Below are 21,323 nucleotides of genomic sequence, written 5' to 3' on the forward strand. Positions count from 1 at the left end.
ATTTGAGCCAGCAAAAAGGCGCCTTTCGGCGCCTTTTGCTTTGTTGCGGTTAACCTCAGGCCATTTCAGCCGTAGTTTCGAACTCGAAGGTCAGCTCGCCGTCCTTCAGATCGATATGCACCACGCCGCCATGGTCGGCCAGTTCGCCAAAAAGAATCTCTTCCGCCAGCGGACGCTTGATCTTGTCCTGGATCAAACGCGCCATCGGCCGAGCGCCCATTGCCGAGTCGTAGCCACCTTCTGCCAGCCAGTTGCGCGCCGCGTCGGTCACTTCCAGCTGCACACGCTTGTCTTCCAGCTGCGCCTGAAGCTCGGTAAGGAACTTGTCCACCACGCTTTTGATGACCTCATGGCTGAGGCGACCAAACTGGATAATGGTGTCCAGACGGTTGCGGAACTCCGGTGTGAAGCTCTTCTTGATCACTTCCATCGCATCGGACGAGTGGTCCTGATGGGTGAAACCGATCGAAGCACGCGCTGCAGTTTCGGCACCGGCGTTGGTCGTCATGATGACGATCACGTTACGGAAGTCCGCCTTGCGCCCGTTGTTATCGGTCAGCGTACCGTGGTCCATGACCTGCAGAAGCAGGTTGAAGACTTCCGGATGCGCCTTCTCGATTTCATCGAGCAACAGCACGCAGTGAGGCTGTTTGGTGATGGCTTCGGTCAGCAGACCGCCCTGATCGAACCCGACATAGCCCGGAGGCGCACCGATCAGACGCGATACGGTGTGGCGCTCCATGTACTCGGACATGTCGAAACGAACCAGCTCGATACCCAACGCCTTGGCCAACTGACGCGCCGCTTCGGTTTTACCGACACCGGTCGGGCCTGCGAACAGGAACGAACCGACAGGCTTGTCAGGCGACTTGAGGCCGGCACGGGACAGTTTGATCGCCGTCGACAGCGAGTCGATTGCGGCATCCTGGCCAAACACCGTCAGCTTCAGGTCACGCTCAAGGTTACGCAGCAGTTCTTTATCGGAACTGGTGACGTGCTTGGGCGGAATCCGCGCGATTTTCGCAACGATGTCCTCGACCTGAGGCACTTCGATGCGTTTCACGCGTTTCTCGATTGGCTGCAGACGCTGGTAGGCGCCCGCCTCGTCGATCACGTCGATGGCCTTGTCCGGCATGTGCCGGTCATTGATGTAACGCGACGCCAGTTCGGCGGCGGCGCGCAGGGCTTCATCACTGTATTCGATGTTGTGATGGAGCTCGAAACGCCCTTTCAGGCCGCGCAGGATGCCGATGGTGTCTTCCACCGAAGGCTCCGACACATCGACCTTCTGGAAGCGTCGTGCCAGGGCACGGTCCTTCTCGAAGATCCCGCGGAATTCCTGGAAGGTGGTCGACCCGATGCAACGGATATCACCGGACGACAGCAGCGGCTTGAGCAGGTTCGAGGCATCCATGACGCCACCGGACGCAGCACCCGCACCGATAATGGTGTGGATTTCGTCGATGAACAGGATCGCCTGCGGACGTTTTTTCAGCTCGTTGAGCAACGCCTTGAAGCGCTTCTCGAAATCGCCGCGGTATTTGGTCCCGGCCAGCAAGGCGCCCAGATCGAGGGAATACACCACGCTGTTGGCCAGCAGGTCCGGCACCTGGTTGTCGACGATGCGTTTGGCCAGGCCTTCGGCAATCGCGGTTTTACCCACGCCCGCCTCGCCCACCAGCAGCGGATTGTTTTTGCGCCGACGCGCGAGAATCTGCGCGACACGCTCGACTTCGAGCTCACGACCGACCAGCGGATCGATACGACCCTGGCGCGCGAGTTCGTTGAGGTTGCTGGCATAAGCATCCAGAGGATTGCCTGAAGAAGAAGACTCACCGCCCTCGTCGTCCTGCATATCTTGCTCACCTTCAGAGTGATCGCCATGCCCCGGCACTTTGGAAATGCCGTGTGCGATGTAGTTGACGACATCGATGCGCGCAACGCTCTGCTGTTTCAGCAGGAACACTGCCTGACTTTCTTGCTCACTGAAGATCGCAACCAGCACGTTGGCGCCAGTCACTTCGCGTTTGCCCGAGCTCTGTACGTGGAAAACAGCACGCTGCAGGACACGCTGGAAGCCCAGGGTAGGTTGGGTCTCGCGATCCTCGTCATGAACGGGAATCAACGGCGTGGTGGAGTCGATGAACTCCTGCAGATCATGCTTGAGTTTGTCGAGGTTTGCGCCGCAGGCACGCAAAACGGTGGCGGCAGCCTCATTATCCAATAGGGCCAGCAGGAGATGCTCGACGGTCATGAACTCATGACGCTTCGAACGGGCCTCCTTGAAGGCTAGATTGAGGGTGACTTCGAGCTCGCGGTTTAACATAGCTTCACCTCATACCCAAGTGGTCGGCGATTAACCGTCCTTCTCGATTTCACAGAGTAGCGGATGCTGGCTTTCCCTGGCGTACTGGTTGACCTGCATGGCCTTGGTCTCGGCAATGTCGCGGGTAAACACTCCACATACTGCCCGTCCTTCTGTGTGGACGGCCAGCATGACCTTGGTCGCCAGCTCACGATTCAGGTTAAAAAACACCTCGAGCACTTCGACGACGAAATCCATCGGTGTGTAGTCATCATTGAACAAAACCACCTTGTACATCGGCGGCGCCTGTAAAGCAGGCTTGGCCTCCTGAACAGCAATGCCTGCGGAATCGTCGTCGTGTGAATCAGGGCGATCCTGATTGAATGTTAGTCGAATCTGGCTGATTGCATGCATGGAAAGAAAGGTTCGTCAGTTGTGCGAATACAGTAGTGGGGACGGTCATGAACGATTTCAACACCGACTGCCTGGTCACCTTGACTATCGGCAAAACGGTGTTACAACCAATAGAGCCCACAGTGGGTAAAAAAGGTCCGCGGAGTCAATCTTATTTACAGGATCTGACTGCGGATGTACTGGATGATACTCCAGTGATGGAGTCTGTTGCAGAGGGATATGAGCATGGCTGTTGGTAAGGTGAAATGGTTCAACAATGCCAAAGGGTTCGGTTTTATTAACACCGATGCCAGAGAAGGTCGCCACGAGGATGGCTGTCTTATTGATTTCTTTGCCCACTTTTCGGCCATACAAATGGACGGATACAAGACCCTCAAGGCCGGGCAAATCGTAAGCTTCGATATCATTCAGGGACCCAAAGGTTTGCATGCAGTGAAGATTACATCTGCGCCTGCCGAGAATGAACAGACCTCACCTGCCACACAGCAGCAAACAGTGTCGAGCTAAGGCAACCCACCATCCAGTCATAAAAAAACCGCCCGAAGGCGGTTTTTTTGTGCCGATCCGTTTACATGTGCGAAATCAACGCATCACCAAACGCAGAAGAAGACAGCAGTTTCGCGCCCTCCATCAGACGTTCGAAGTCATAGGTCACGGTCTTCGCGGAGATCGCGCCGTTGGTGCCCTTGATGATCAGGTCGGCGGCTTCGGTCCAGCCCATGTGACGCAGCATCATCTCGGCGGACAGGATCAGCGAGCCCGGGTTGACCTGGTCCTTGCCGGCGTACTTCGGCGCAGTACCGTGAGTCGCTTCGAACATGGCCACGGTGTCGGACAGGTTGGCACCCGGTGCAATACCGATACCGCCGACTTCCGCCGCCAGGGCGTCGGAGAGGTAGTCGCCGTTCAGGTTCAAGGTTGCGATGACATCGTATTCGGCCGGGCGCAGCAGGATCTGCTGGAGCATGGCGTCGGCGATGGCGTCCTTGACGATGACGTTCTTGCCGGTTTTCGGGTTTTTGAATTGCATCCACGGACCGCCGTCGAGCAGGGTCGCGCCGAATTCTTCAGCCGCCACTTCGTAGGCCCATTCCTTGAAGGCACCTTCGGTGAACTTCATGATGTTGCCTTTGTGCACGATGGTCAGCGAGTCGCGGTCGTTGTCGACCACATACTGCAGGGCCTTGCGCGCCAGACGCTTGGTGCCTTCCAGCGAAACCGGCTTGACGCCGATACCGCAGTTTTCGTCGAAACGGATCTTGGTGACGCCCATTTCTTCTTTGAGGAACTTGATGACCTTGGTCGCTTCCGGCGAACCGGCCTTCCATTCGATACCGGCGTAAATGTCTTCCGAGTTTTCGCGGAAGATCGTCATGTCGACGTCGCCTGGTTTCTTGACCGGGCTCGGCACACCTTCGAACCAGCGCACCGGGCGCAGGCAGACGTACAGGTCGAGCTGCTGACGCAGGGCCACGTTCAGGGAACGGATACCGCCGCCGACCGGGGTGGTCAGAGGACCCTTGATGGAAACCACGTAATCCTTGACCGCGTCCAGGGTTTCCTGAGGCAGCCAGGTGTCCTGATCGTAAACCTGAGTCGCTTTCTCCCCGGCGTAGACTTCCATCCAGGAAATTTTGCGCTCGCCGCCGTAAGCCTTCTTAACAGCAGCATCGACAACCTTGATCATGACCGGGCTGATATCAACACCAATACCATCGCCTTCGATGAAGGGGATGATCGGGTTGTTAGGAACATTGAGAGAATGGTCCGCATTGACGGTGATTTTGTCGCCGACCGCTGGAACCTGAATCTTCTTGTATCCCATGCTGAACTCCATTGTTTGGATTGAACATCTGGCTTCGTCCGAGCGTACCCCAGTTGAATCAGCACGCAAACCCTATGTTCCATCCAACTGCCGCAAAGCCGCGCAGTTCGCGACATACAAGCCTGAATACAAAGGGAAAAGCGCCAAACTCAAGCACGACGCAAGACTCTACGCCCCCCACGCCCCTGCGACCTTTAGACCAATGGACGAGAAAGGTTGCATATGAACCATCGGCAGATTGCCAGCTACCTATGTATAATGCCGCCCGCTGACCCAAGAGTCACCACGGCCGACCTCTCTACTACGAGACTTCGGGCCTGAAAAAGCAGGTCTGTTACCGCAGCCCATACGCTTGACGCTCGACTGCCCCAACATCTACCGCGCACAACCTCGACATTCGGCTCATGGATGACTTTGAACGAACGCGCTTACCGGCGCCCCTCGAGTTTCTGCGCACGCTTTAGCAAAGAAGAGAGAGTTAATCCGAATATGCCCACCCGCTCGAAGATCATCTATACCTTCACCGACGAAGCCCCAGCCCTCGCCACCTATTCCCTGTTGCCTATCGTAGAAGCGTTCACCGCTTCGGCTGATATCGCCGTTGAAACCCGCGATATCTCTCTTGCAGGGCGCATCCTGGCCAGCTTCCCCGAGCAATTGGGTGACAAAGCCGTAGCCGACCACCTCGCCGAACTGGGCGACCTGGCCGTTACGCCTGAAGCCAACATCATCAAGTTGCCGAACATCAGTGCTTCGGTTCCGCAACTGCAGGCCGCGATCAAAGAGCTGCAAGCCCAGGGCTTCGCGCTGCCGGACTATCCGGAAACCGTGACCAGCGACGCCGACAAAGAAGCCAAGTCGCGCTACGACAAAATCAAGGGCAGCGCCGTGAACCCGGTTCTGCGCGAAGGCAACTCCGATCGTCGCGCACCGCTGTCGGTCAAGAACTACGCACGCAAGCACCCGCACAAAATGGGCGCCTGGGCTGCGGACTCCAAGTCCCACGTCGCGCACATGAGCACCGGTGATTTCTACGGCAGCGAAAAAGCTGCCCTGATCGACGCCGCTGACGCTGTCAAAATCGAACTGATCGCTCAAGACGGCACCACCACCGTCCTGAAAGAAAAGACCACCGTGCAAGCCGGTGAGATCCTCGATTGCGCGGTCATGAGCAAAAACGCTCTGCGCAGCTTCATCGCTGCCGAGATCGAAGACGCCAAGGCCAAGGGCGTGCTGCTGTCGGTTCACCTGAAAGCCACCATGATGAAGGTCTCCGACCCGATCATGTTCGGCCAGATCGTTGCCGAGTTCTATAAAGACGCACTGGCCAAGCACGCTGACGTGCTGGCCCAGATCGGCTTCAACCTGAACAACGGCATCGGCGACCTGTACGCTCGCATCAAGGCTTTGCCTGCCGAGCAACAAGCGCAGATCGAAGCGGACATCCAGGCGGTCTACGCCGTTCGTCCTTCGCTGGCGATGGTCAACTCCGACAAAGGCATTACCAACCTGCACGTGCCGAGCGACGTAATCGTCGACGCCTCGATGCCAGCGATGATCCGTGACTCCGGCAAGATGTGGGGCACCGACGGTCAGCTGCACGACACCAAGGCTGTGATCCCGGATCGCTGCTACGCCACCATCTACCAGGCGGTGATCGAAGACTGCAAGAAGCACGGCGCTTTCGATCCAACCACCATGGGCAGCGTGCCAAACGTTGGCCTGATGGCGAAAAAAGCCGAAGAGTACGGTTCGCACGACAAGACTTTCCAGATCAAGACCAACGGTGTTGTCCGCGTTACTGACAGCAAAGGCGCCTTGTTGCTGGAACAGTCGGTTGAAGCCGGCGACATCTTCCGCATGTGCCAGACCAAAGACGCGCCGATCCAGGACTGGGTCAAACTGGCCGTCAACCGCGCTCGCGCGAGCAGCACCCCAGCGATTTTCTGGCTGGACCCAATGCGCGCTCACGACGGCGTAGTGATCGAGAAAGTTCAGGCTTACCTGAAGGATCACGACACGTCGGGCCTGGACATCCGCATCATGTCGCCGGTTGACGCCATGGCGTTCACCCTGGGCCGCACTCGCGAAGGCAAGGACACCATCTCGGTGACCGGCAACGTACTGCGCGACTACCTGACTGACCTGTTCCCGATCATGGAACTGGGCACCAGCGCCAAGATGCTGTCGATCGTTCCGCTGATGAATGGCGGCGGTCTGTTCGAAACCGGCGCTGGCGGTTCGGCACCGAAGCACGTTCAGCAACTGCTGGAAGAAAACTTCCTGCGCTGGGATTCCCTGGGCGAGTTCCTGGCTCTGGCCGCTTCCCTTGAGCACCTGGGTGTGACGTACAACAACCCTAAAGCTCTGGTGTTGGCCAAGACCCTGGATCAGGCCACCGGCCAGTTCCTGGACAACAACAAGTCGCCATCGCGCAAAGTCGGCAACATCGACAACCGCGGCAGCCACTTCTACCTGGCGCTGTACTGGGCTCAGGCCCTGGCCGCCCAGACCGAAGACACTGCACTGCAAGCGCAGTTCGGCGAGCTGGCAAAAACCCTGACCGAGAACGAAGCAACCATCGTTGCCGAGCTCAACGCCGTTCAGGGCAAGCCAGTGGACATCGGCGGTTACTACCACGCCAATGCCGAGCTGATCAGCAAGGCCATGCGCCCGAGCAACACGTTCAACGCCGCGATCGCTGCGCTGGTTTAAGGTTGTAAGGATGCAAAGAAGCCCCGGCCTTGTGCCGGGGTTTTTGTTTCTGACAACAATTCCAATGTGAACTCGAAACAAATGTGGGAGCGGGCTTGCTCGCGAATGCGGTTTATCATTCAACATCTCTATTGACTGACCTACCGCTTTCGCGAGCAAGCCCGCTCCCACATTTGACCGTGTTTCAACATTCAAAATCGAGGAAGCTTTATGGATTGGCTACCCCACATCACCGTCGCCACCATCGTCGAAGACAACGGTCGCTTTCTGATGGTCGAAGAAACCAAGCACGGACGAACGGTGCTCAATCAGCCCGCCGGCCACCTCGACCCGGACGAATCCCTGATCGAAGCCGCCGTACGCGAAACCCTCGAAGAAACCGGCTGGGATGTCGAGCCGACCGGCGTGGTGGGCATCTACCTTTACACCGCACCGAGCAATGGCGTGACTTATCAGCGAGTCTGCTTCACTGCAAAACCTCTCAAGCATCACGCCAATTACCCACTGGACGACGGGATCGTCGGCGCAAAGTGGCTGACACGTGACGAACTGCTGGAACAGCGCGCAAACTGGCGCAGCGAGCTGATCATCCGCTGCATCGATGATTATCTGGACGGCAAACACTTCGGTCTCGAACTGATCCGCCCTTCTCTTTAGCCTTGCGGGCTTCGGCCTGCTAGAATCGCGTCCTTTTTCAAGACACTCATTGAATCCCTATGCGTGATCCAGCCCCTTCTGACACACAAAAGAAGCGCGTCATTGTCGGCATGTCCGGCGGCGTGGACTCTTCCGTTTCCGCCCTCCTGCTGATCGAGCAGGGTTATGAGGTGGAAGGCCTGTTCATGAAGAACTGGGAAGAAGACGATGGAACGGAATACTGCACCGCCATGGATGACCTGGCGGACGCCCAGGCCGTGTGCGACAAGATTGGCATCAAGCTGCACACCGCCAACTTCGCCGCCGAGTACTGGGACAACGTGTTCGAGCATTTCCTGGCCGAATACAAGGCCGGTCGCACGCCGAACCCGGACATCCTGTGCAACCGCGAGATCAAGTTCAAGGCGTTCCTCGACTACGCCATGGTGCTTGGCGCCGACCTGATCGCCACCGGTCACTACGTGCGCCGCCGCGACATTGATGGCCGTACCGAACTGCTCAAGGGCCTGGACCCGAACAAGGACCAGAGCTACTTCCTGCACGCGGTTGGCGGCGAACAGATCGCCAAGACGCTGTTCCCGGTCGGCGAGCTGGAAAAACCGCAAGTACGCGCGATTGCCGAAAAGTACGAACTGGCGACCGCGAAGAAAAAGGATTCCACCGGGATCTGCTTTATCGGCGAGCGCCGCTTCAGCGATTTCCTCAAGCAATACCTGCCGGCCCAACCCGGCGAAATCAAGACCACCGAAGGTGAAGTCATCGGCCGCCACCACGGCTTGATGTACCACACCATCGGCCAGCGCCAGGGCCTGGGCATCGGCGGTTTGAAAGACGCCAGCGACGAGCCGTGGTATGTGCTGATCAAGGACCTGGAACACAACGAACTGATCGTTGGCCAGGGCAACGACCATCCATACCTGTTCTCCCGCGCCCTGCTCGCCTCGGACATCTATTGGGTCAACCCGATCGACCTGAGCGAGCCGCGCAAGCTGACCGCCAAAGTCCGTTATCGCCAGAGCGACCAGCCGTGCACGCTGGAAAAGACCGCTACCGGCTACCGCGCGACCTTCGATGACCCGCAACGCGCGGTCACCCCGGGTCAGTCCGTGGTGTTCTACGACGGTGAAATCTGCCTCGGCGGCGGCGTGATCGAAGTGGCGGAACCGTGGACCAGCAAAGGCACCCTTCAAGGCGAGCAGCAATGAGCCCCACCCAGGAGCAACTGACGGCCCTCGGCGGCGTGTTTCTCGCTGCCGTGCTGGTCGACAAGATCGCCAAGACCGGCCAGACCACCGAAGCCGGCTTGACCTGCATGCTCGGCAGCCTGCTGATTCGCGACCCCAAGGACACGCTGGAAGTCTACGGCGGCGATGACATCAACTTGCGCGAAGGCTATCGCGCCTTGATTGGCGCCCTTGAACGCGACCCCAGCACCCTTCAGCGCGAACCGCTGCGTTACGCCCTGGCGATGCTGGGGCTGGAGCGCCAACTGGCCAAACGCGGCGACATGCTGGACGTGATCGGCAAGCGCCTGCCGCAGATCCAGTCTCAGGTCGAGCACTTCGGCCCGGCCCACGAAAACGTGATCGCGGCGTGCGGTGCGCTGTATCAGGACACCCTGAGCACCTTGCGCCAACGGATTCAGGTTCACGGCGACATGCGCAATCTGCAGCAACCGAGCAACGCGTCGAAGATCCGCGCACTGTTGCTGGCGGGGATTCGTTCGGCGCGCCTGTGGCGGCAGTTGGGCGGTCATCGCTGGCAGTTGGTGGTCAGCCGCCGCAAGTTGCTCAAAGAGCTTTACCCACTGATGCGCAGCAGCTGAACCGCGCCCGCAACACCGTTTTGTAGTCAGTAACGCGTAATACGCTGGTCAGTTGGCAACGGACCGGCGGATTTTTTCATGTATGATACGCGCCCCATTTCGTTGCCCGACTGTCCGAGAACACCCCATGCAGCTTTCTTCGCTCACTGCGGTTTCCCCTGTTGACGGCCGCTACGCCGGCAAAACCCAGGCCCTGCGCCCAATTTTCAGCGAATACGGTCTGATCCGTGCTCGCGTTCTGGTTGAAGTGCGCTGGCTCCAGCGCCTGGCCGCTCACCCTGCCATCAGCGAAGTGCCGGCGTTCTCCGCCGAAGCCAACGCTGTGCTGAACACCCTGGCGGAAAACTTCTCTCTGGAGCACGCCGAGCGTGTCAAAGAGATCGAGCGCACCACCAACCACGACGTCAAAGCCATCGAATACCTGCTCAAAGAGCAAGCGGCGAAGCTGCCGGAACTGGCCGCCGTCAGCGAATTCATCCACTTTGCCTGCACCAGCGAGGACATCAACAACCTGTCCCACGCCCTGATGCTGCGCGAAGGCCGTGATGACGTGATGCTGCCGCTGATGCGCCAGACTGCCGAAGCCATCCGCGAACTGGCGATCCGTTTCGCTGACGTGCCGATGCTGTCGCGCACCCACGGTCAACCGGCCTCGCCGACCACCCTGGGCAAAGAGCTGGCGAACGTGGTTTACCGTCTGGAGCGTCAAATCGCTCAGGTCGCTGCCGTTCCGCTGCTGGGCAAGATCAACGGCGCTGTCGGCAACTACAACGCCCACCTGTCGGCCTACCCTGAGATCGACTGGGAAGAAAACGCCCGCGCCTTCATCGAAGACGAGCTGGGCCTGGGTTTCAACCCGTACACCACGCAGATCGAACCGCACGACTACATTGCCGAGCTGTTCGACGCGATCGCCCGCTTCAACACCATCCTGATCGACTTCGACCGCGACATCTGGGGCTACATTTCCCTGGGTTATTTCAAACAGCGCACCATCGCTGGCGAAATCGGTTCGTCGACCATGCCGCACAAGGTCAACCCGATCGACTTCGAAAACTCCGAAGGCAACCTGGGTATCGCCAACGCACTGTTCCAGCACCTGGCGAGCAAGCTGCCGATCTCCCGCTGGCAGCGCGACCTGACCGACTCCACCGTTCTGCGCAACCTCGGTGTCGGCTTCGCCCACAGCGTGATCGCATACGAAGCCAGCCTCAAAGGCATCAGCAAACTGGAGCTCAACGCTCAGAAGATCGCTGCTGACCTCGACGCTTGCTGGGAAGTATTGGCCGAGCCGATCCAGACCGTGATGCGTCGCTACAACATCGAAAACCCGTACGAGAAACTGAAAGAGCTGACCCGCGGCAAGGGCATCAGCCCTGAAGCGCTGCAAACTTTCATCGACGGCCTGGACATGCCTGCCGCCGCCAAGGCCGAGCTGAAATTGCTCACCCCGGCGAACTACATCGGCAACGCTGTAGAGCAAGCCAAGCGCATCTGATCGACCGTTTTACCCGTTTGAGACGCCCGGCAGCGCCGGGCGTTTTTATTCCCGTCTGAAAAGTACTTTTTTTCAATAGGTTACACATGAATCCTGACATTCCTCTTCAACTTCTGGGCGGCATCACGGCGCGCGAATTCCTGCGTGACTACTGGCAGAAAAAACCGCTGCTGATCCGCCAGGCAATTCCCGATTTCGAAAGCCCGATCGACGCCGACGAACTGGCCGGCCTGGCGCTGGAAGAAGAAGTCGAATCGCGCCTGATCATCGAGAATGGCGAGCGCCCGTGGGAATTGCGTCGTGGCCCGTTTGCCGAAGACGAATTCAGCAAGCTGCCGGAAACCGACTGGACGTTGCTGGTGCAAGCGGTTGACCAGTTCGTGCCGGAAGTCAGCGAGTTGCTGGAACACTTCCGCTTCCTGCCGAGCTGGCGCATCGACGACGTGATGATCAGCTTCGCCGCCCCCGGTGGCAGCGTCGGTCCGCACTTCGATAACTACGACGTGTTCCTGCTGCAGGGTCACGGCAAGCGCAACTGGAAAATCGGCCAGATGTGCAACTCCGAAAGCCCGCTGCTGCAACACGCGGACCTGCGCATCCTCGCTGACTTCGAAGCCACGGATGAATGGGTGCTGGAACCGGGCGACATGCTCTACCTGCCGCCACGCCTGGCTCACTGCGGCGTGGCCGTCGATGACTGCCTGACCTATTCGGTAGGTTTCCGCGCGCCGAGCGCCGCTGAAGTGCTGACTCACTTCACCGACTTCCTCAGCCAGTTCCTGCCGGACGAAGAGCGTTACACCGACGCCGACGCCCTGCCTGCGGTCGATCCGCATCAGATCCAGCACGACGCCCTTGATCGCTTGAAAGGCCTGCTGGCCGAGCACATGAGCGACGAGCGCCTGCTGCTGACCTGGTTCGGCCAGTTCATGACCGAGCCGCGCTACCCGGAACTGGTGGTCGGCCCGGAAGAAATCGAAGAAGAGGACCTGCTCGCCAGCCTTGAGCAAGGCGCTGTGCTGATCCGCAATCCGAGCGCGCGCATGGCGTGGTCCGAAGTGGATGACGACCTGCTGCTGTTCGCCAGCGGCCAGAGCCGTTACCTGCCGGGCAAACTGCGCGACCTGCTGAAAATGATCTGCGCCGCCGACGCGTTGCACATCGACAACCTCGGCGAGTGGCTGAACGACGAAGACGGTCGCGGCCTGCTGTGCGAACTGGTCAAGCAAGGAAGCCTGGGGTTTGCCGATGAATAAAATTCACGTACGTGTCGCAGACTGGCAAACGGATAACGCCGAGATCCGGCGCATTCGTGAGACGGTGTTCATCGCCGAGCAATCCGTTCCACCTGAACTGGAATGGGATGCAGATGACGCAACAGCACTGCATTTCCTGGCATTCGAAGGCGACTTTCCGGTTGGCACCGCCCGCCTGCTGCCCGACGGGCATATCGGCCGGGTTTCGGTGTTGAAGGACTGGCGCGGCCTGAAGGTGGGCGATGCGCTGATGCAAGCGGCGATCGGCGAAGCCGAGAAGCGCGGACTGCAGCAGCAGATGCTGAGCGCGCAGGTGCAGGCCACGGCGTTCTATGAGCGCCTGGGCTTCAGCCTGATCAGTGAGGAGTTCCTGGAAGCCGGGATTCCGCATGTGGACATGGTGCGTCACTCGGCTTAATACCGAGTCGCGGCCTTCGCGAGCAAGCCCGCTCCCACAGGGAAACGCATTCCTAATGTGGGAGCGGGCTTGCTCGCGAAGAGGCCCGAAAGAACACCACAAAACGCCCCGCCATCGACCGATGCCGGGGCGTTTTGCTGTCTACGATTCAACTTGCCCCACGCCGGGCCGACAAACTGGCAATATCAGATCACCTGTAGGAGCGAGCTTGCTCGCGATGGTCGTCAACGATAACGCTGGAAGCCTGACACCCCTCTGCGCTCTCACGTCCATCGCGAGCAAGCTCGCTCCTACATATCAAGACATCAAGAAGTCGGAGATAACGGAAATGTCCCTACGCACCCTGCTCACCACGCTGCTGTTGACCTGCAGTTTTTCGGTCATGGCCGCCACCGAGATCGTGCCGCTGAACTACCACACCAGTGCAGACATGTTGCCGATGGCCCAGGATTTCATCGGCAAGGATGGCCGGGTCAGCGCTTACGGCAACCAACTGATCGTCAATGCCGATCAGCGCAAGATCGACGAACTTAAAGCCCTTATCGCCCATCTCGACACCCAGCCAAAGCGCCTGCTGATTACCGTCGACACCAACGAAAACAACTTCCAGGGCGACCAGGGTTATTCGGTCAATGGCGCCAAACCGAGCCAGACCCGAATCATCAATCGCAGCACCGAAAGCCGTGACGGCGGCATTCAGCAAGTCCAGGCCAGCGAAGGTGCACCGGCGCTGATCCAGGTCGGCCAGAGCGTGCCGCTGACCACCACGCAGACCGATCCCTATGGCGATCCGCGCAGCCAGACCGAGTACCGCAACGTCACCCAGGGTTTCTATGTCACCGCGAGCATCACCGGCGACATCGTTCACCTGTCGATCAGCACCAACCGTGACCGGATGAGCCAGGAACGTTCCGATGTAGTGAACGTGCAAAGTACCGACACAACCGTCACCGGACGCCTTGGCGAATGGATCACCCTGGCCGGCGTGAATCGCCAGACTCAGGCCGACAAACAGGCCCTGACCCGCAGCTACTCGACTCAGGGCCGGGATGACATGACCCTGCGGGTGAAAGTCGACACTTTGGACTAAAGCATCGAAAACTGACTGACTAGTCGTATAAGACCAAAGATGTAGTGCTTGAAAAAAAGCACTACAAAACGTTTGACGAGCCAAAAAAGCAAAGGCATGATGGCCTCGCTCCCGCTAATCAGGGGCCCTGGCAAGGGCCTTCGAGGCGACGTTCGCACCCACCCTGCGAGCCGCTTCGTGTCTGTACCGCCCACAAGGTGTGTTTGACGAGATTGCCGACTGGAACGAAGTTGTCCCGAGGGACGGAAGCGTATTTAGGTAAACCGGCATCACACTGAAGTTCGTACAAAGGCCCACGACGCCCGAATTCGCTCGCCAGTTCGCCCTTACCTGCTCACTTCCCCTCGAGCCCATCGTTCATCCCGTCGCCAATCCCGCCGAATCCGACTTGACCGCCTAAGCTTCTGGTCAGCGAGCGCACGAATTTTTCCACCGCAGAACAACTTTCCGTAAAGACGCGACGAGGTTTATCTCCATGGCACTGACACGCGAACAGCAAATTGCAGCCCTCGAAAAAGACTGGGCTGAAAACCCACGCTGGAAAGGCGTGACACGCGCTTACTCCGCTGCTGACGTCGTCCGCCTGCGTGGCTCGGTTCAACCTGAGCACACCTTTGCAAAAATGGGCGCCGAGAAGCTCTGGAACCTGGTGACCCAGGGCGCCAAGCCGTCCTTCCGTCCTGAGAAAGATTTCGTCAACTGCATGGGCGCCCTGACCGGCGGCCAGGCTGTACAACAAGTCAAAGCCGGTATCCAGGCGATCTACCTGTCGGGCTGGCAAGTGGCTGCGGACAACAACTCCGCCGAATCGATGTACCCGGACCAGTCGCTGTACCCGGTGGACTCGGTTCCAACCGTGGTCAAGCGCATCAACAACTCGTTCCGTCGTGCTGACCAGATCCAGTGGAAAGCCGGCAAGAACCCGGGCGACGAAGGCTACATCGACTACTTCGCACCGATCGTGGCTGACGCCGAAGCCGGTTTCGGTGGCGTACTGAACGCTTACGAGCTGATGAAGAGCATGATCGAAGCAGGCGCCGCCGGCGTTCACTTCGAAGACCAACTGGCTTCCGTGAAAAAATGCGGCCACATGGGCGGCAAGGTACTGGTTCCTACCCAGGAAGCTGTGCAGAAGCTGACCGCTGCTCGTCTGGCAGCTGACGTTGCTGGCACGCCGACCATCATCCTGGCGCGTACCGATGCTAACGCGGCCGACCTGCTGACTTCCGACTGCGACCCGTACGACCAGCCATTCGTGACTGGCGAACGTACTCAGGAAGGCTTCTACAAAGTGCGCGCTGGCCTGGACCAGGCGATCGCTCGCGGCCTGGCTTACGCGCCGTACGCCGACCTGATCTGGTGCGAAACCGCCAAGCCGGATCTGGACGAGGCTCGTCGCTTCGCTGAAGCGATCAAAAAGGAATACCCGGACCAACTGCTGTCGTACAACTGCTCGCCTTCCTTCAACTGGAAGAAAAACCTGGACGACGCGACCATCGCCAAGTTCCAGCGCGAATTGTCCGCCATGGGTTACAAGCACCAGTTCATCACCCTGGCCGGCATTCACAACATGTGGCACAGCATGTTCAACCTGGCGCACGACTACGCCCGCAACGACATGACTGCCTACGTGAAGCTGCAAGAGCAGGAATTCGCTGACGCCTCCAAGGGTTACACCTTCGTGGCTCACCAGCAGGAAGTGGGCACCGGCTACTTCGACGACATGACCACCGTGATTCAAGGTGGCTCGTCTTCGGTTACCGCACTGACCGGTTCGACTGAAGAAGAACAGTTCCACTGATCTGATTCACCAGAACAAACGGTCGCTGCGGACCGGATAAAAAGCTAACCGCAACGCCGTACATCTGACGCCCCGACTGGTTCGGGGCGTTTTTTTTGCGCACGATTAAAAACCACCACAAAAACCCTGTGGGAGCGGGCTTGCTCGCGAAAGTGGTGGATCAGTCGACATCAGTGTTGAATGTTGAACCGCATTCGCGAGCAAGCCCGCTCCCACACTGACCGTGGTCACCCCAAGCAAAAACGCTGATCCAGAGCAGTTTCACGAACAGGAAAACCGGGCAGAACGACCCCGCCCGCTACTTGCAGTAACCGCTATATAAGACAACTTCCCACTCCCCCACCCGTTAAACAGTTTAAAAACCAAGCCAAACAATAGTGATTATCATTTAGCGCCAACTATGTTCGTTACATTCCCCACAAAACATATTTGATGAAATGCCGGCTAATGCCCGCAACGCATGGGCTGCGTGGCTGTGGAGGTTCGCTATGTCCTTATTCCGCTAAATAATTTCGCTATCTGAATTTTACTTGCACGGTGTTTAGCCATAAAATCAGCGGGATTGATTGCTGCGACATATCGTCACTGCGTTGTTTCTTTTTCAAGCTCAGAGACCTTTTGCTCTCTGTTAAGGATTACCAGCATGCCCGAAGCGACAGGACTCATGGCCCACAACTGGGGCTTTGCCATTTTCCTTCTGGGCGTTGTCGGCCTTTGCGCCTTCATGCTCGGTGTTTCCAGCCTCCTCGGGTCAAAAGCCTGGGGCCGCAGCAAAAACGAACCGTTCGAGTCCGGCATGCTACCTACAGGTGGCGCCCGCTTGCGGCTCTCAGCCAAATTCTATCTGGTCGCGATGCTCTTCGTGATCTTCGATATCGAAGCCCTTTTTCTCTTTGCCTGGTCTGTGTCCGTCCGCGAAAGCGGCTGGACCGGATTCGTCGAAGCTCTCGTTTTCATAGCAATTCTGTTGGCAGGCCTTGTCTACCTATTCCGAGTGGGCGCCCTTGACTGGGCTCCGGAAGCTCGTCGTAAGCGGCAAGCGAAGCTGAAACAATGAGGCTTTGGCAATGCAATACAATCTCACCAGGATCGACCCCGATGCTCCTAACGAGCAGTATCCGATTGGCAAACGGGAAACCGTTTCCGATCCGTTAGAAGATCAAGTCCACAAAAACATCTTCATGGGCAAGCTCGAAGACGTGCTTAACGGCACGATCAACTGGGGGCGCAAGAACTCCCTGTGGCCGTATAACTTCGGTCTTTCGTGCTGCTACGTGGAAATGACCACCGCCTTCACGGCGCCCCACGACATCGCGCGCTTTGGCGCCGAGGTTATCCGGGCATCGCCGCGTCAGGCGGATTTCATGGTTATCGCCGGTACCTGCTTCATCAAGATGGCGCCGATCATTCAGCGTCTCTACGAGCAAATGCTTGAGCCTAAATGGGTTATTTCCATGGGTTCGTGCGCCAACTCCGGTGGCATGTACGACATCTACTCTGTCGTTCAAGGGGTGGACAAGTTCCTGCCCGTGGACGTCTACGTGCCTGGCTGCCCGCCCCGCCCTGAAGCTTTTCTGCAAGGCTTGATGCTTTTGCAGGAGTCGATTGGCCAGGAGCGTCGTCCACTTTCCTGGGTCGTTGGTGATCAAGGCGTTTATCGCGCCGAGATGCCTTCCGAAAAGGAAAAGCGCCGCGAACAGCGTATCGCAGTCACCAACCTGCGCAGCCCCGACGAAGTCTGATCCAGTTCTGCTGTTTCACTGAAACGAAAAACTGGCTTCATTCTTTACGTTGACCGAAAGCGATAAAATAACCATGACTACAGGCAGTGCTCTGTACATCCCGCCTTATAAGGCAGACGACCAGGATGTGGTCGTCGAACTGAATAACCGTTTTGGCCCCGAGGCGTTCACCGCCCAGCCTACCCGCACCGGCATGCCGGTGCTTTGGGTTGCCCGTGCCAAACTCGTCGAAGTAATGACCTTCCTGCGTAACCTGCCCAAGCCGTACGTCATGCTTTATGACCTGCACGGCGTGGACGAGCGTCTGCGCACCAAGCGTCAAGGGCTGCCGAGCGGCGCCGACTTCACCGTGTTCTATCACCTGATGTCGATCGAACGTAACAGTGACGTGATGATCAAGGTCGCCTTGTCCGAGAGCGACCTCAGCGTGCCGACCGTCACCGGTATCTGGCCGAACGCCAACTGGTACGAGCGTGAAGTGTGGGACATGTACGGCATCGACTTTGCCGGTCACCCGCACCTGACCCGCATCATGATGCCGCCGACCTGGGAAGGTCACCCGTTGCGCAAGGACTTCCCGGCCCGGGCCACCGAGTTCGACCCGTTCACCCTGAACCTGGCCAAGCAACAGCTTGAGGAAGAAGCCGCGCGCTTCAAGCCTGAAGACTGGGGCATGAAGCGTTCCGGGGCGAACGAGGACTACATGTTCCTCAACCTCGGTCCCAACCACCCTTCCGCGCACGGTGCGTTCCGCATCATCCTGCAGCTGGACGGTGAAGAGATCGTCGATTGCGTACCGGACGTCGGTTACCACCACCGTGGTGCCGAGAAGATGGCCGAGCGTCAATCCTGGCACAGCTTCATCCCGTACACCGACCGTATCGACTACCTCGGCGGCGTGATGAACAACCTGCCGTACGTGCTCTCGGTCGAGAAGCTGGCCGGCATCAAGGTGCCCGAGAAGGTCGACGTCATCCGCATCATGATGGCCGAGTTCTTCCGGATCACCAGCCACCTGCTGTTCCTGGGGACGTACATCCAGGACGTCGGCGCCATGACCCCGGTGTTCTTCACGTTCACCGACCGTCAGAAGGCGTACACGGTGATCGAAGCCATCACCGGTTTCCGTCTGCACCCGGCCTGGTATCGCATCGGTGGTGTCGCACACGACCTGCCGCGCGGCTGGGAAAAACTGGTGAAAGACTTCGTCGAGTGGATGCCAAAGCGTCTGGACGAATACCAGAAAGCCGCACTGGACAACAGCATCCTCAAAGGCCGGACCATCGGCGTCGCCGCGTACAATACCAAGGAAGCCCTGGAATGGGGCGTCACTGGTGCGGGCCTGCGTTCGACCGGTTGCGACTTCGACCTGCGTAAAGCGCGTCCGTACTCCGGCTACGAGAACTTCGAATTCGAAGTGCCGCTGGCCGCCAATGGCGATGCCTACGATCGTTGCATCGTGCGCGTCGAAGAAATGCGCCAGAGCATCAAGATCATCGACCAGTGCATGCGCAACATGCCGGAAGGCCCGTACAAGGCGGATCACCCGCTGACCACGCCGCCGCCGAAAGAGCGCACGCTGCAACACATCGAGACCCTGATCACGCACTTCCTGCAAGTTTCGTGGGGCCCGGTCATGCCGGCCAACGAATCCTTCCAGATGATTGAAGCGACCAAGGGCATCAACAGTTATTACCTGACGAGCGATGGCGGCACCATGAGCTACCGCACCCGGATTCGCACCCCAAGCTTCCCGCACCTGCAGCAGATCCCTTCGGTGATCAAAGGCAGCATGGTCGCGGACTTGATTGCGTACCTGGGTAGTATCGATTTCGTTATGGCCGACGTGGACCGCTAAGCATGAACAGCACGCTTATCCAGACAGACCGTTTCACCTTGAGTGAAACCGAGCGCTCGGCCATCGAGCACGAGCTGCATCACTACGAAGACCCGCGCGCGGCGTCGATCGAAGCCCTGAAGATCGTCCAGAAGGAACGTGGCTGGGTGCCTGACGGCGCGCTCTACGCCATCGGCGAGATCCTCGGCATTCCGGCCAGCGACGTTGAAGGCGTGGCGACTTTCTATAGCCAGATCTTCCGTCAGCCGGTCGGCCGTCACATCATTCGCGTCTGCGACAGCATGGTCTGCTACATCGGCGGCCACGAGTCCGTGGTCAGCGAAATCCAGAGCAAACTGGGCATCGGCCTGGGTCAGACCACCACCGACGGTCGTTTCACCCTGCTGCCGGTCTGCTGCCTCGGCAACTGCGACAAAGCGCCGGCGTTGATGATCGACGACGACACCTTCGGTGATGTGCAGCCTGCCGGCGTTGCCAAATTGCTCGAGGGCTACGTATGACCCTGACTTCCTTCGGTCCTGCCAACCGCATCAAGCGTTCGGCCGAGACTCATCCGTTGACCTGGCGTCTGCGTGACGACGGCGAAGCTGTCTGGCTCGACGAGTACCAGGCCAAGAACGGTTACGCCGCTGCGCGCAAGGCCTTCGCCGACATGGCTCAGGACGACATCGTCCAGACCGTGAAAGACGCCGGCCTCAAAGGTCGCGGCGGTGCAGGCTTCCCCACGGGTGTGAAGTGGGGCCTGATGCCGAAAGACGAATCCATCAACATCCGTTACTTGCTGTGCAACGCGGATGAAATGGAGCCGAACACCTGGAAAGACCGCATGCTGATGGAGCAACTGCCCCATCTGCTGATCGAAGGCATGCTGATCAGTGCTCGCGCGCTGAAAACCTACCGTGGCTACATCTTCCTGCGTGGCGAGTACACCACCGCCGCCAAGCACCTCAACCGTGCCGTGGAAGAAGCCAAGGCAGCCGGCCTGCTGGGCAAGAACATCCTGGGCAGCGGCTTCGATTTCGAGCTGTTCGTCCACACCGGCGCCGGGCGTTACATCTGCGGTGAAGAAACCGCACTGATCAACTCCCTCGAAGGCCGCCGCGCCAACCCGCGCTCCAAGCCGCCCTTCCCTGCCGCCGTTGGCGTGTGGGGCAAGCCGACTTGCGTGAACAACGTTGAAACCCTGTGCAACGTCCCGGCGATCATCGCTGACGGCGTGGACTGGTACAAATCGTTGGCGCGCGAAGGCAGCGAAGACATGGGCACCAAGCTCATGGGCTTCTCCGGCAAGGTCAAGAACCCGGGCCTGTGGGAACTGCCGTTCGGCGTCACCGGTCGCGAGCTGTTCGAAGACTACGCCGGCGGCATGCGCGACGGTTATACGCTCAAATGCTGGCAGCCAGGCGGCGCCGGTACCGGTTTCCTGTTGCCGGAACACCTCGACGCACAAATGTACGCCGGCGGCATTGCCAAAGTGGGCACCCGTATGGGTACCGGCCTGGCCATGGCGGTAGACGACAGCGTCAACATGGTGTCCCTGCTGCGCAACATGGAAGAGTTCTTCGCCCGTGAGTCGTGCGGTTTCTGCACCCCGTGCCGTGACGGTTTGCCGTGGAGCGTCAAGCTGCTGCGCGCAATCGAGAACGGTGAAGGGCAAGCCGGCGACATCGAGACCCTGCTGGGTCTGGTCGGCTTCCTCGGCCCTGGCAAGACCTTCTGTGCTCACGCACCGGGCGCCGTGGAACCGTTGGGCAGCGCAATCAAATACTTCCGTCCAGAGTTCGAAGCCGGCATCGCGCCTGTCAGCGCCGTCGTCCCGCCTCTGGCAAGGCCGATCGTAGTCGGCGCGTAAACGCTTAAAAAGGCGAAGGGTCCGTGCCCTTCGCCTTTCGTTCGATGACGCCTTTTATGGGCTGTTT

Annotated in this window: 19 protein-coding genes; 16 read left to right on the forward strand and 3 right to left on the reverse strand. The window is 58.8% G+C overall.

Features of this window, described 5'->3' with window-relative positions:
- Window positions 1-55 precede the first annotated feature (55 nt).
- Window positions 56-2,326 (reverse strand): ATP-dependent Clp protease ATP-binding subunit ClpA, encoded by a 2,271-nt coding sequence (clpA, locus tag ACA073_RS16560; RefSeq protein ID WP_461954127.1) that lies wholly within the window; start codon window positions 2,324-2,326, stop codon window positions 56-58.
- 30 nt (window positions 2,327-2,356) lie between these two features.
- Window positions 2,357-2,719: an ATP-dependent Clp protease adapter ClpS gene (clpS, locus tag ACA073_RS16565; RefSeq protein ID WP_046032480.1), complete on the reverse strand. Its 363-nt coding sequence runs from the start codon at window positions 2,717-2,719 to the stop codon at window positions 2,357-2,359.
- Between the two features lie 47 nt (window positions 2,720-2,766).
- Between clpS and ACA073_RS16570 the strand changes: the two genes are divergently transcribed.
- Window positions 2,767-2,958 (forward strand): hypothetical protein, encoded by a 192-nt coding sequence (locus tag ACA073_RS16570; protein ID WP_497397841.1) that lies wholly within the window; start codon window positions 2,767-2,769, stop codon window positions 2,956-2,958.
- Window positions 2,945-3,226, forward strand: coding sequence for a cold shock domain-containing protein (locus ACA073_RS16575; RefSeq protein ID WP_497397843.1), 282 nt, complete (start codon window positions 2,945-2,947; stop codon window positions 3,224-3,226). Before ACA073_RS16570 ends, ACA073_RS16575 begins: the two co-directional genes overlap by 14 nt.
- A gap of 61 nt (window positions 3,227-3,287) precedes the next feature.
- Here ACA073_RS16575 and icd read toward each other — a convergent pair whose 3' ends face one another.
- On the reverse strand, window positions 3,288-4,544 hold the full coding sequence (gene icd / locus ACA073_RS16580; protein WP_007905029.1) for an NADP-dependent isocitrate dehydrogenase: 1,257 nt from the start codon (window positions 4,542-4,544) through the stop codon (window positions 3,288-3,290).
- 489 nt (window positions 4,545-5,033) lie between these two features.
- On the opposite strand from icd, the gene ACA073_RS16585 reads away from it, so the two are divergent.
- From ACA073_RS16585 to nuoF, 14 genes are all read left to right on the forward strand, one after another.
- Window positions 5,034-7,259, forward strand: a complete 2,226-nt coding sequence (locus ACA073_RS16585) for an NADP-dependent isocitrate dehydrogenase (protein ID WP_497397845.1) — start codon at window positions 5,034-5,036, stop codon at window positions 7,257-7,259.
- 210 nt (window positions 7,260-7,469) lie between these two features.
- Window positions 7,470-7,916 (forward strand): NUDIX hydrolase, encoded by a 447-nt coding sequence (locus tag ACA073_RS16590; protein ID WP_497397847.1) that lies wholly within the window; start codon window positions 7,470-7,472, stop codon window positions 7,914-7,916.
- Window positions 7,917-7,975: 59 nt separating this feature from the next.
- Window positions 7,976-9,121, forward strand: a complete 1,146-nt coding sequence (gene mnmA / locus ACA073_RS16595) for a tRNA 2-thiouridine(34) synthase MnmA (protein ID WP_497397849.1) — start codon at window positions 7,976-7,978, stop codon at window positions 9,119-9,121.
- Window positions 9,118-9,741: a high frequency lysogenization protein HflD gene (gene hflD, locus ACA073_RS16600; protein ID WP_017339598.1), complete on the forward strand. Its 624-nt coding sequence runs from the start codon at window positions 9,118-9,120 to the stop codon at window positions 9,739-9,741. The genes mnmA and hflD overlap by 4 nt, the downstream gene beginning before the upstream one ends.
- Window positions 9,742-9,868: 127 nt before the next feature.
- Window positions 9,869-11,239: an adenylosuccinate lyase gene (purB, locus tag ACA073_RS16605; RefSeq protein ID WP_017339599.1), complete on the forward strand. Its 1,371-nt coding sequence runs from the start codon at window positions 9,869-9,871 to the stop codon at window positions 11,237-11,239.
- An 86-nt stretch (window positions 11,240-11,325) separates the two neighbouring features.
- Window positions 11,326-12,495 (forward strand): ribosomal protein uL16 3-hydroxylase, encoded by a 1,170-nt coding sequence (locus ACA073_RS16610; protein WP_497397852.1) that lies wholly within the window; start codon window positions 11,326-11,328, stop codon window positions 12,493-12,495.
- The gene (locus ACA073_RS16615; protein ID WP_497397854.1) at window positions 12,488-12,913 is read left to right on the forward strand and encodes a GNAT family N-acetyltransferase; all 426 of its coding nucleotides are present in this window, start codon (window positions 12,488-12,490) and stop codon (window positions 12,911-12,913) included. Before ACA073_RS16610 ends, ACA073_RS16615 begins: the two co-directional genes overlap by 8 nt.
- A gap of 328 nt (window positions 12,914-13,241) precedes the next feature.
- A complete protein-coding gene (locus tag ACA073_RS16620; RefSeq protein ID WP_497397856.1) occupies window positions 13,242-14,003 on the forward strand; it encodes a secretin N-terminal domain-containing protein in 762 nt (253 codons plus the stop codon).
- Window positions 14,004-14,478: 475 nt separating this feature from the next.
- Complete coding sequence (gene aceA, locus ACA073_RS16625; protein ID WP_462009783.1) at window positions 14,479-15,804, forward strand: isocitrate lyase; 1,326 nt, start codon at window positions 14,479-14,481, stop codon at window positions 15,802-15,804.
- Window positions 15,805-16,447: 643 nt separating this feature from the next.
- Window positions 16,448-16,861, forward strand: a complete 414-nt coding sequence (locus ACA073_RS16630; protein ID WP_003223812.1) for an NADH-quinone oxidoreductase subunit A — start codon at window positions 16,448-16,450, stop codon at window positions 16,859-16,861.
- A gap of 10 nt (window positions 16,862-16,871) precedes the next feature.
- Window positions 16,872-17,546 carry a NuoB/complex I 20 kDa subunit family protein gene (locus ACA073_RS16635; protein ID WP_123722023.1) on the forward strand — a complete coding sequence of 225 codons (675 nt, stop codon included), beginning with the start codon at window positions 16,872-16,874 and terminating at the stop codon, window positions 17,544-17,546.
- A gap of 73 nt (window positions 17,547-17,619) precedes the next feature.
- The gene (nuoC, locus tag ACA073_RS16640) at window positions 17,620-19,404 is read left to right on the forward strand and encodes an NADH-quinone oxidoreductase subunit C/D (protein ID WP_497397859.1); all 1,785 of its coding nucleotides are present in this window, start codon (window positions 17,620-17,622) and stop codon (window positions 19,402-19,404) included.
- 2 nt (window positions 19,405-19,406) lie between these two features.
- Window positions 19,407-19,904 carry an NADH-quinone oxidoreductase subunit NuoE gene (nuoE, locus tag ACA073_RS16645; RefSeq protein WP_008053447.1) on the forward strand — a complete coding sequence of 166 codons (498 nt, stop codon included), beginning with the start codon at window positions 19,407-19,409 and terminating at the stop codon, window positions 19,902-19,904.
- Entirely contained in the window at window positions 19,901-21,256 is a 1,356-nt protein-coding gene (nuoF, locus tag ACA073_RS16650) for an NADH-quinone oxidoreductase subunit NuoF (protein ID WP_497397861.1), read from the forward strand. Before nuoE ends, nuoF begins: the two co-directional genes overlap by 4 nt.
- The last annotated feature ends 67 nt before the right edge of the window (window positions 21,257-21,323 follow it).

The sequence above is a fragment of the Pseudomonas sp. LBUM1670 genome (assembly GCF_059695695.1).

Coding starts and splice junctions, on each gene's coding strand:
- purB (WP_017339599.1), top strand. CDS start 9,869: ATGCAGCTTTCTTCGCTCACTGCGGTTTCCCCTGTTGACGGCCGCTAC.
- ACA073_RS16630 (WP_003223812.1), top strand. CDS start 16,448: ATGCCCGAAGCGACAGGACTCATGGCCCACAACTGGGGCTTTGCCATT.
- clpA (WP_461954127.1), bottom strand. CDS start 2,326: ATGTTAAACCGCGAGCTCGAAGTCACCCTCAATCTAGCCTTCAAGGAG.
- ACA073_RS16635 (WP_123722023.1), top strand. CDS start 16,872: ATGCAATACAATCTCACCAGGATCGACCCCGATGCTCCTAACGAGCAG.
- hflD (WP_017339598.1), top strand. CDS start 9,118: ATGAGCCCCACCCAGGAGCAACTGACGGCCCTCGGCGGCGTGTTTCTC.
- mnmA (WP_497397849.1), top strand. CDS start 7,976: ATGCGTGATCCAGCCCCTTCTGACACACAAAAGAAGCGCGTCATTGTC.
- nuoF (WP_497397861.1), top strand. CDS start 19,901: ATGACCCTGACTTCCTTCGGTCCTGCCAACCGCATCAAGCGTTCGGCC.
- nuoE (WP_008053447.1), top strand. CDS start 19,407: ATGAACAGCACGCTTATCCAGACAGACCGTTTCACCTTGAGTGAAACC.
- ACA073_RS16620 (WP_497397856.1), top strand. CDS start 13,242: ATGTCCCTACGCACCCTGCTCACCACGCTGCTGTTGACCTGCAGTTTT.
- aceA (WP_462009783.1), top strand. CDS start 14,479: ATGGCACTGACACGCGAACAGCAAATTGCAGCCCTCGAAAAAGACTGG.
- ACA073_RS16615 (WP_497397854.1), top strand. CDS start 12,488: ATGAATAAAATTCACGTACGTGTCGCAGACTGGCAAACGGATAACGCC.
- clpS (WP_046032480.1), bottom strand. CDS start 2,719: ATGCATGCAATCAGCCAGATTCGACTAACATTCAATCAGGATCGCCCT.
- ACA073_RS16575 (WP_497397843.1), top strand. CDS start 2,945: ATGGCTGTTGGTAAGGTGAAATGGTTCAACAATGCCAAAGGGTTCGGT.
- ACA073_RS16590 (WP_497397847.1), top strand. CDS start 7,470: ATGGATTGGCTACCCCACATCACCGTCGCCACCATCGTCGAAGACAAC.
- nuoC (WP_497397859.1), top strand. CDS start 17,620: ATGACTACAGGCAGTGCTCTGTACATCCCGCCTTATAAGGCAGACGAC.
- icd (WP_007905029.1), bottom strand. CDS start 4,544: ATGGGATACAAGAAGATTCAGGTTCCAGCGGTCGGCGACAAAATCACC.
- ACA073_RS16610 (WP_497397852.1), top strand. CDS start 11,326: ATGAATCCTGACATTCCTCTTCAACTTCTGGGCGGCATCACGGCGCGC.
- ACA073_RS16585 (WP_497397845.1), top strand. CDS start 5,034: ATGCCCACCCGCTCGAAGATCATCTATACCTTCACCGACGAAGCCCCA.
- ACA073_RS16570 (WP_497397841.1), top strand. CDS start 2,767: ATGAACGATTTCAACACCGACTGCCTGGTCACCTTGACTATCGGCAAA.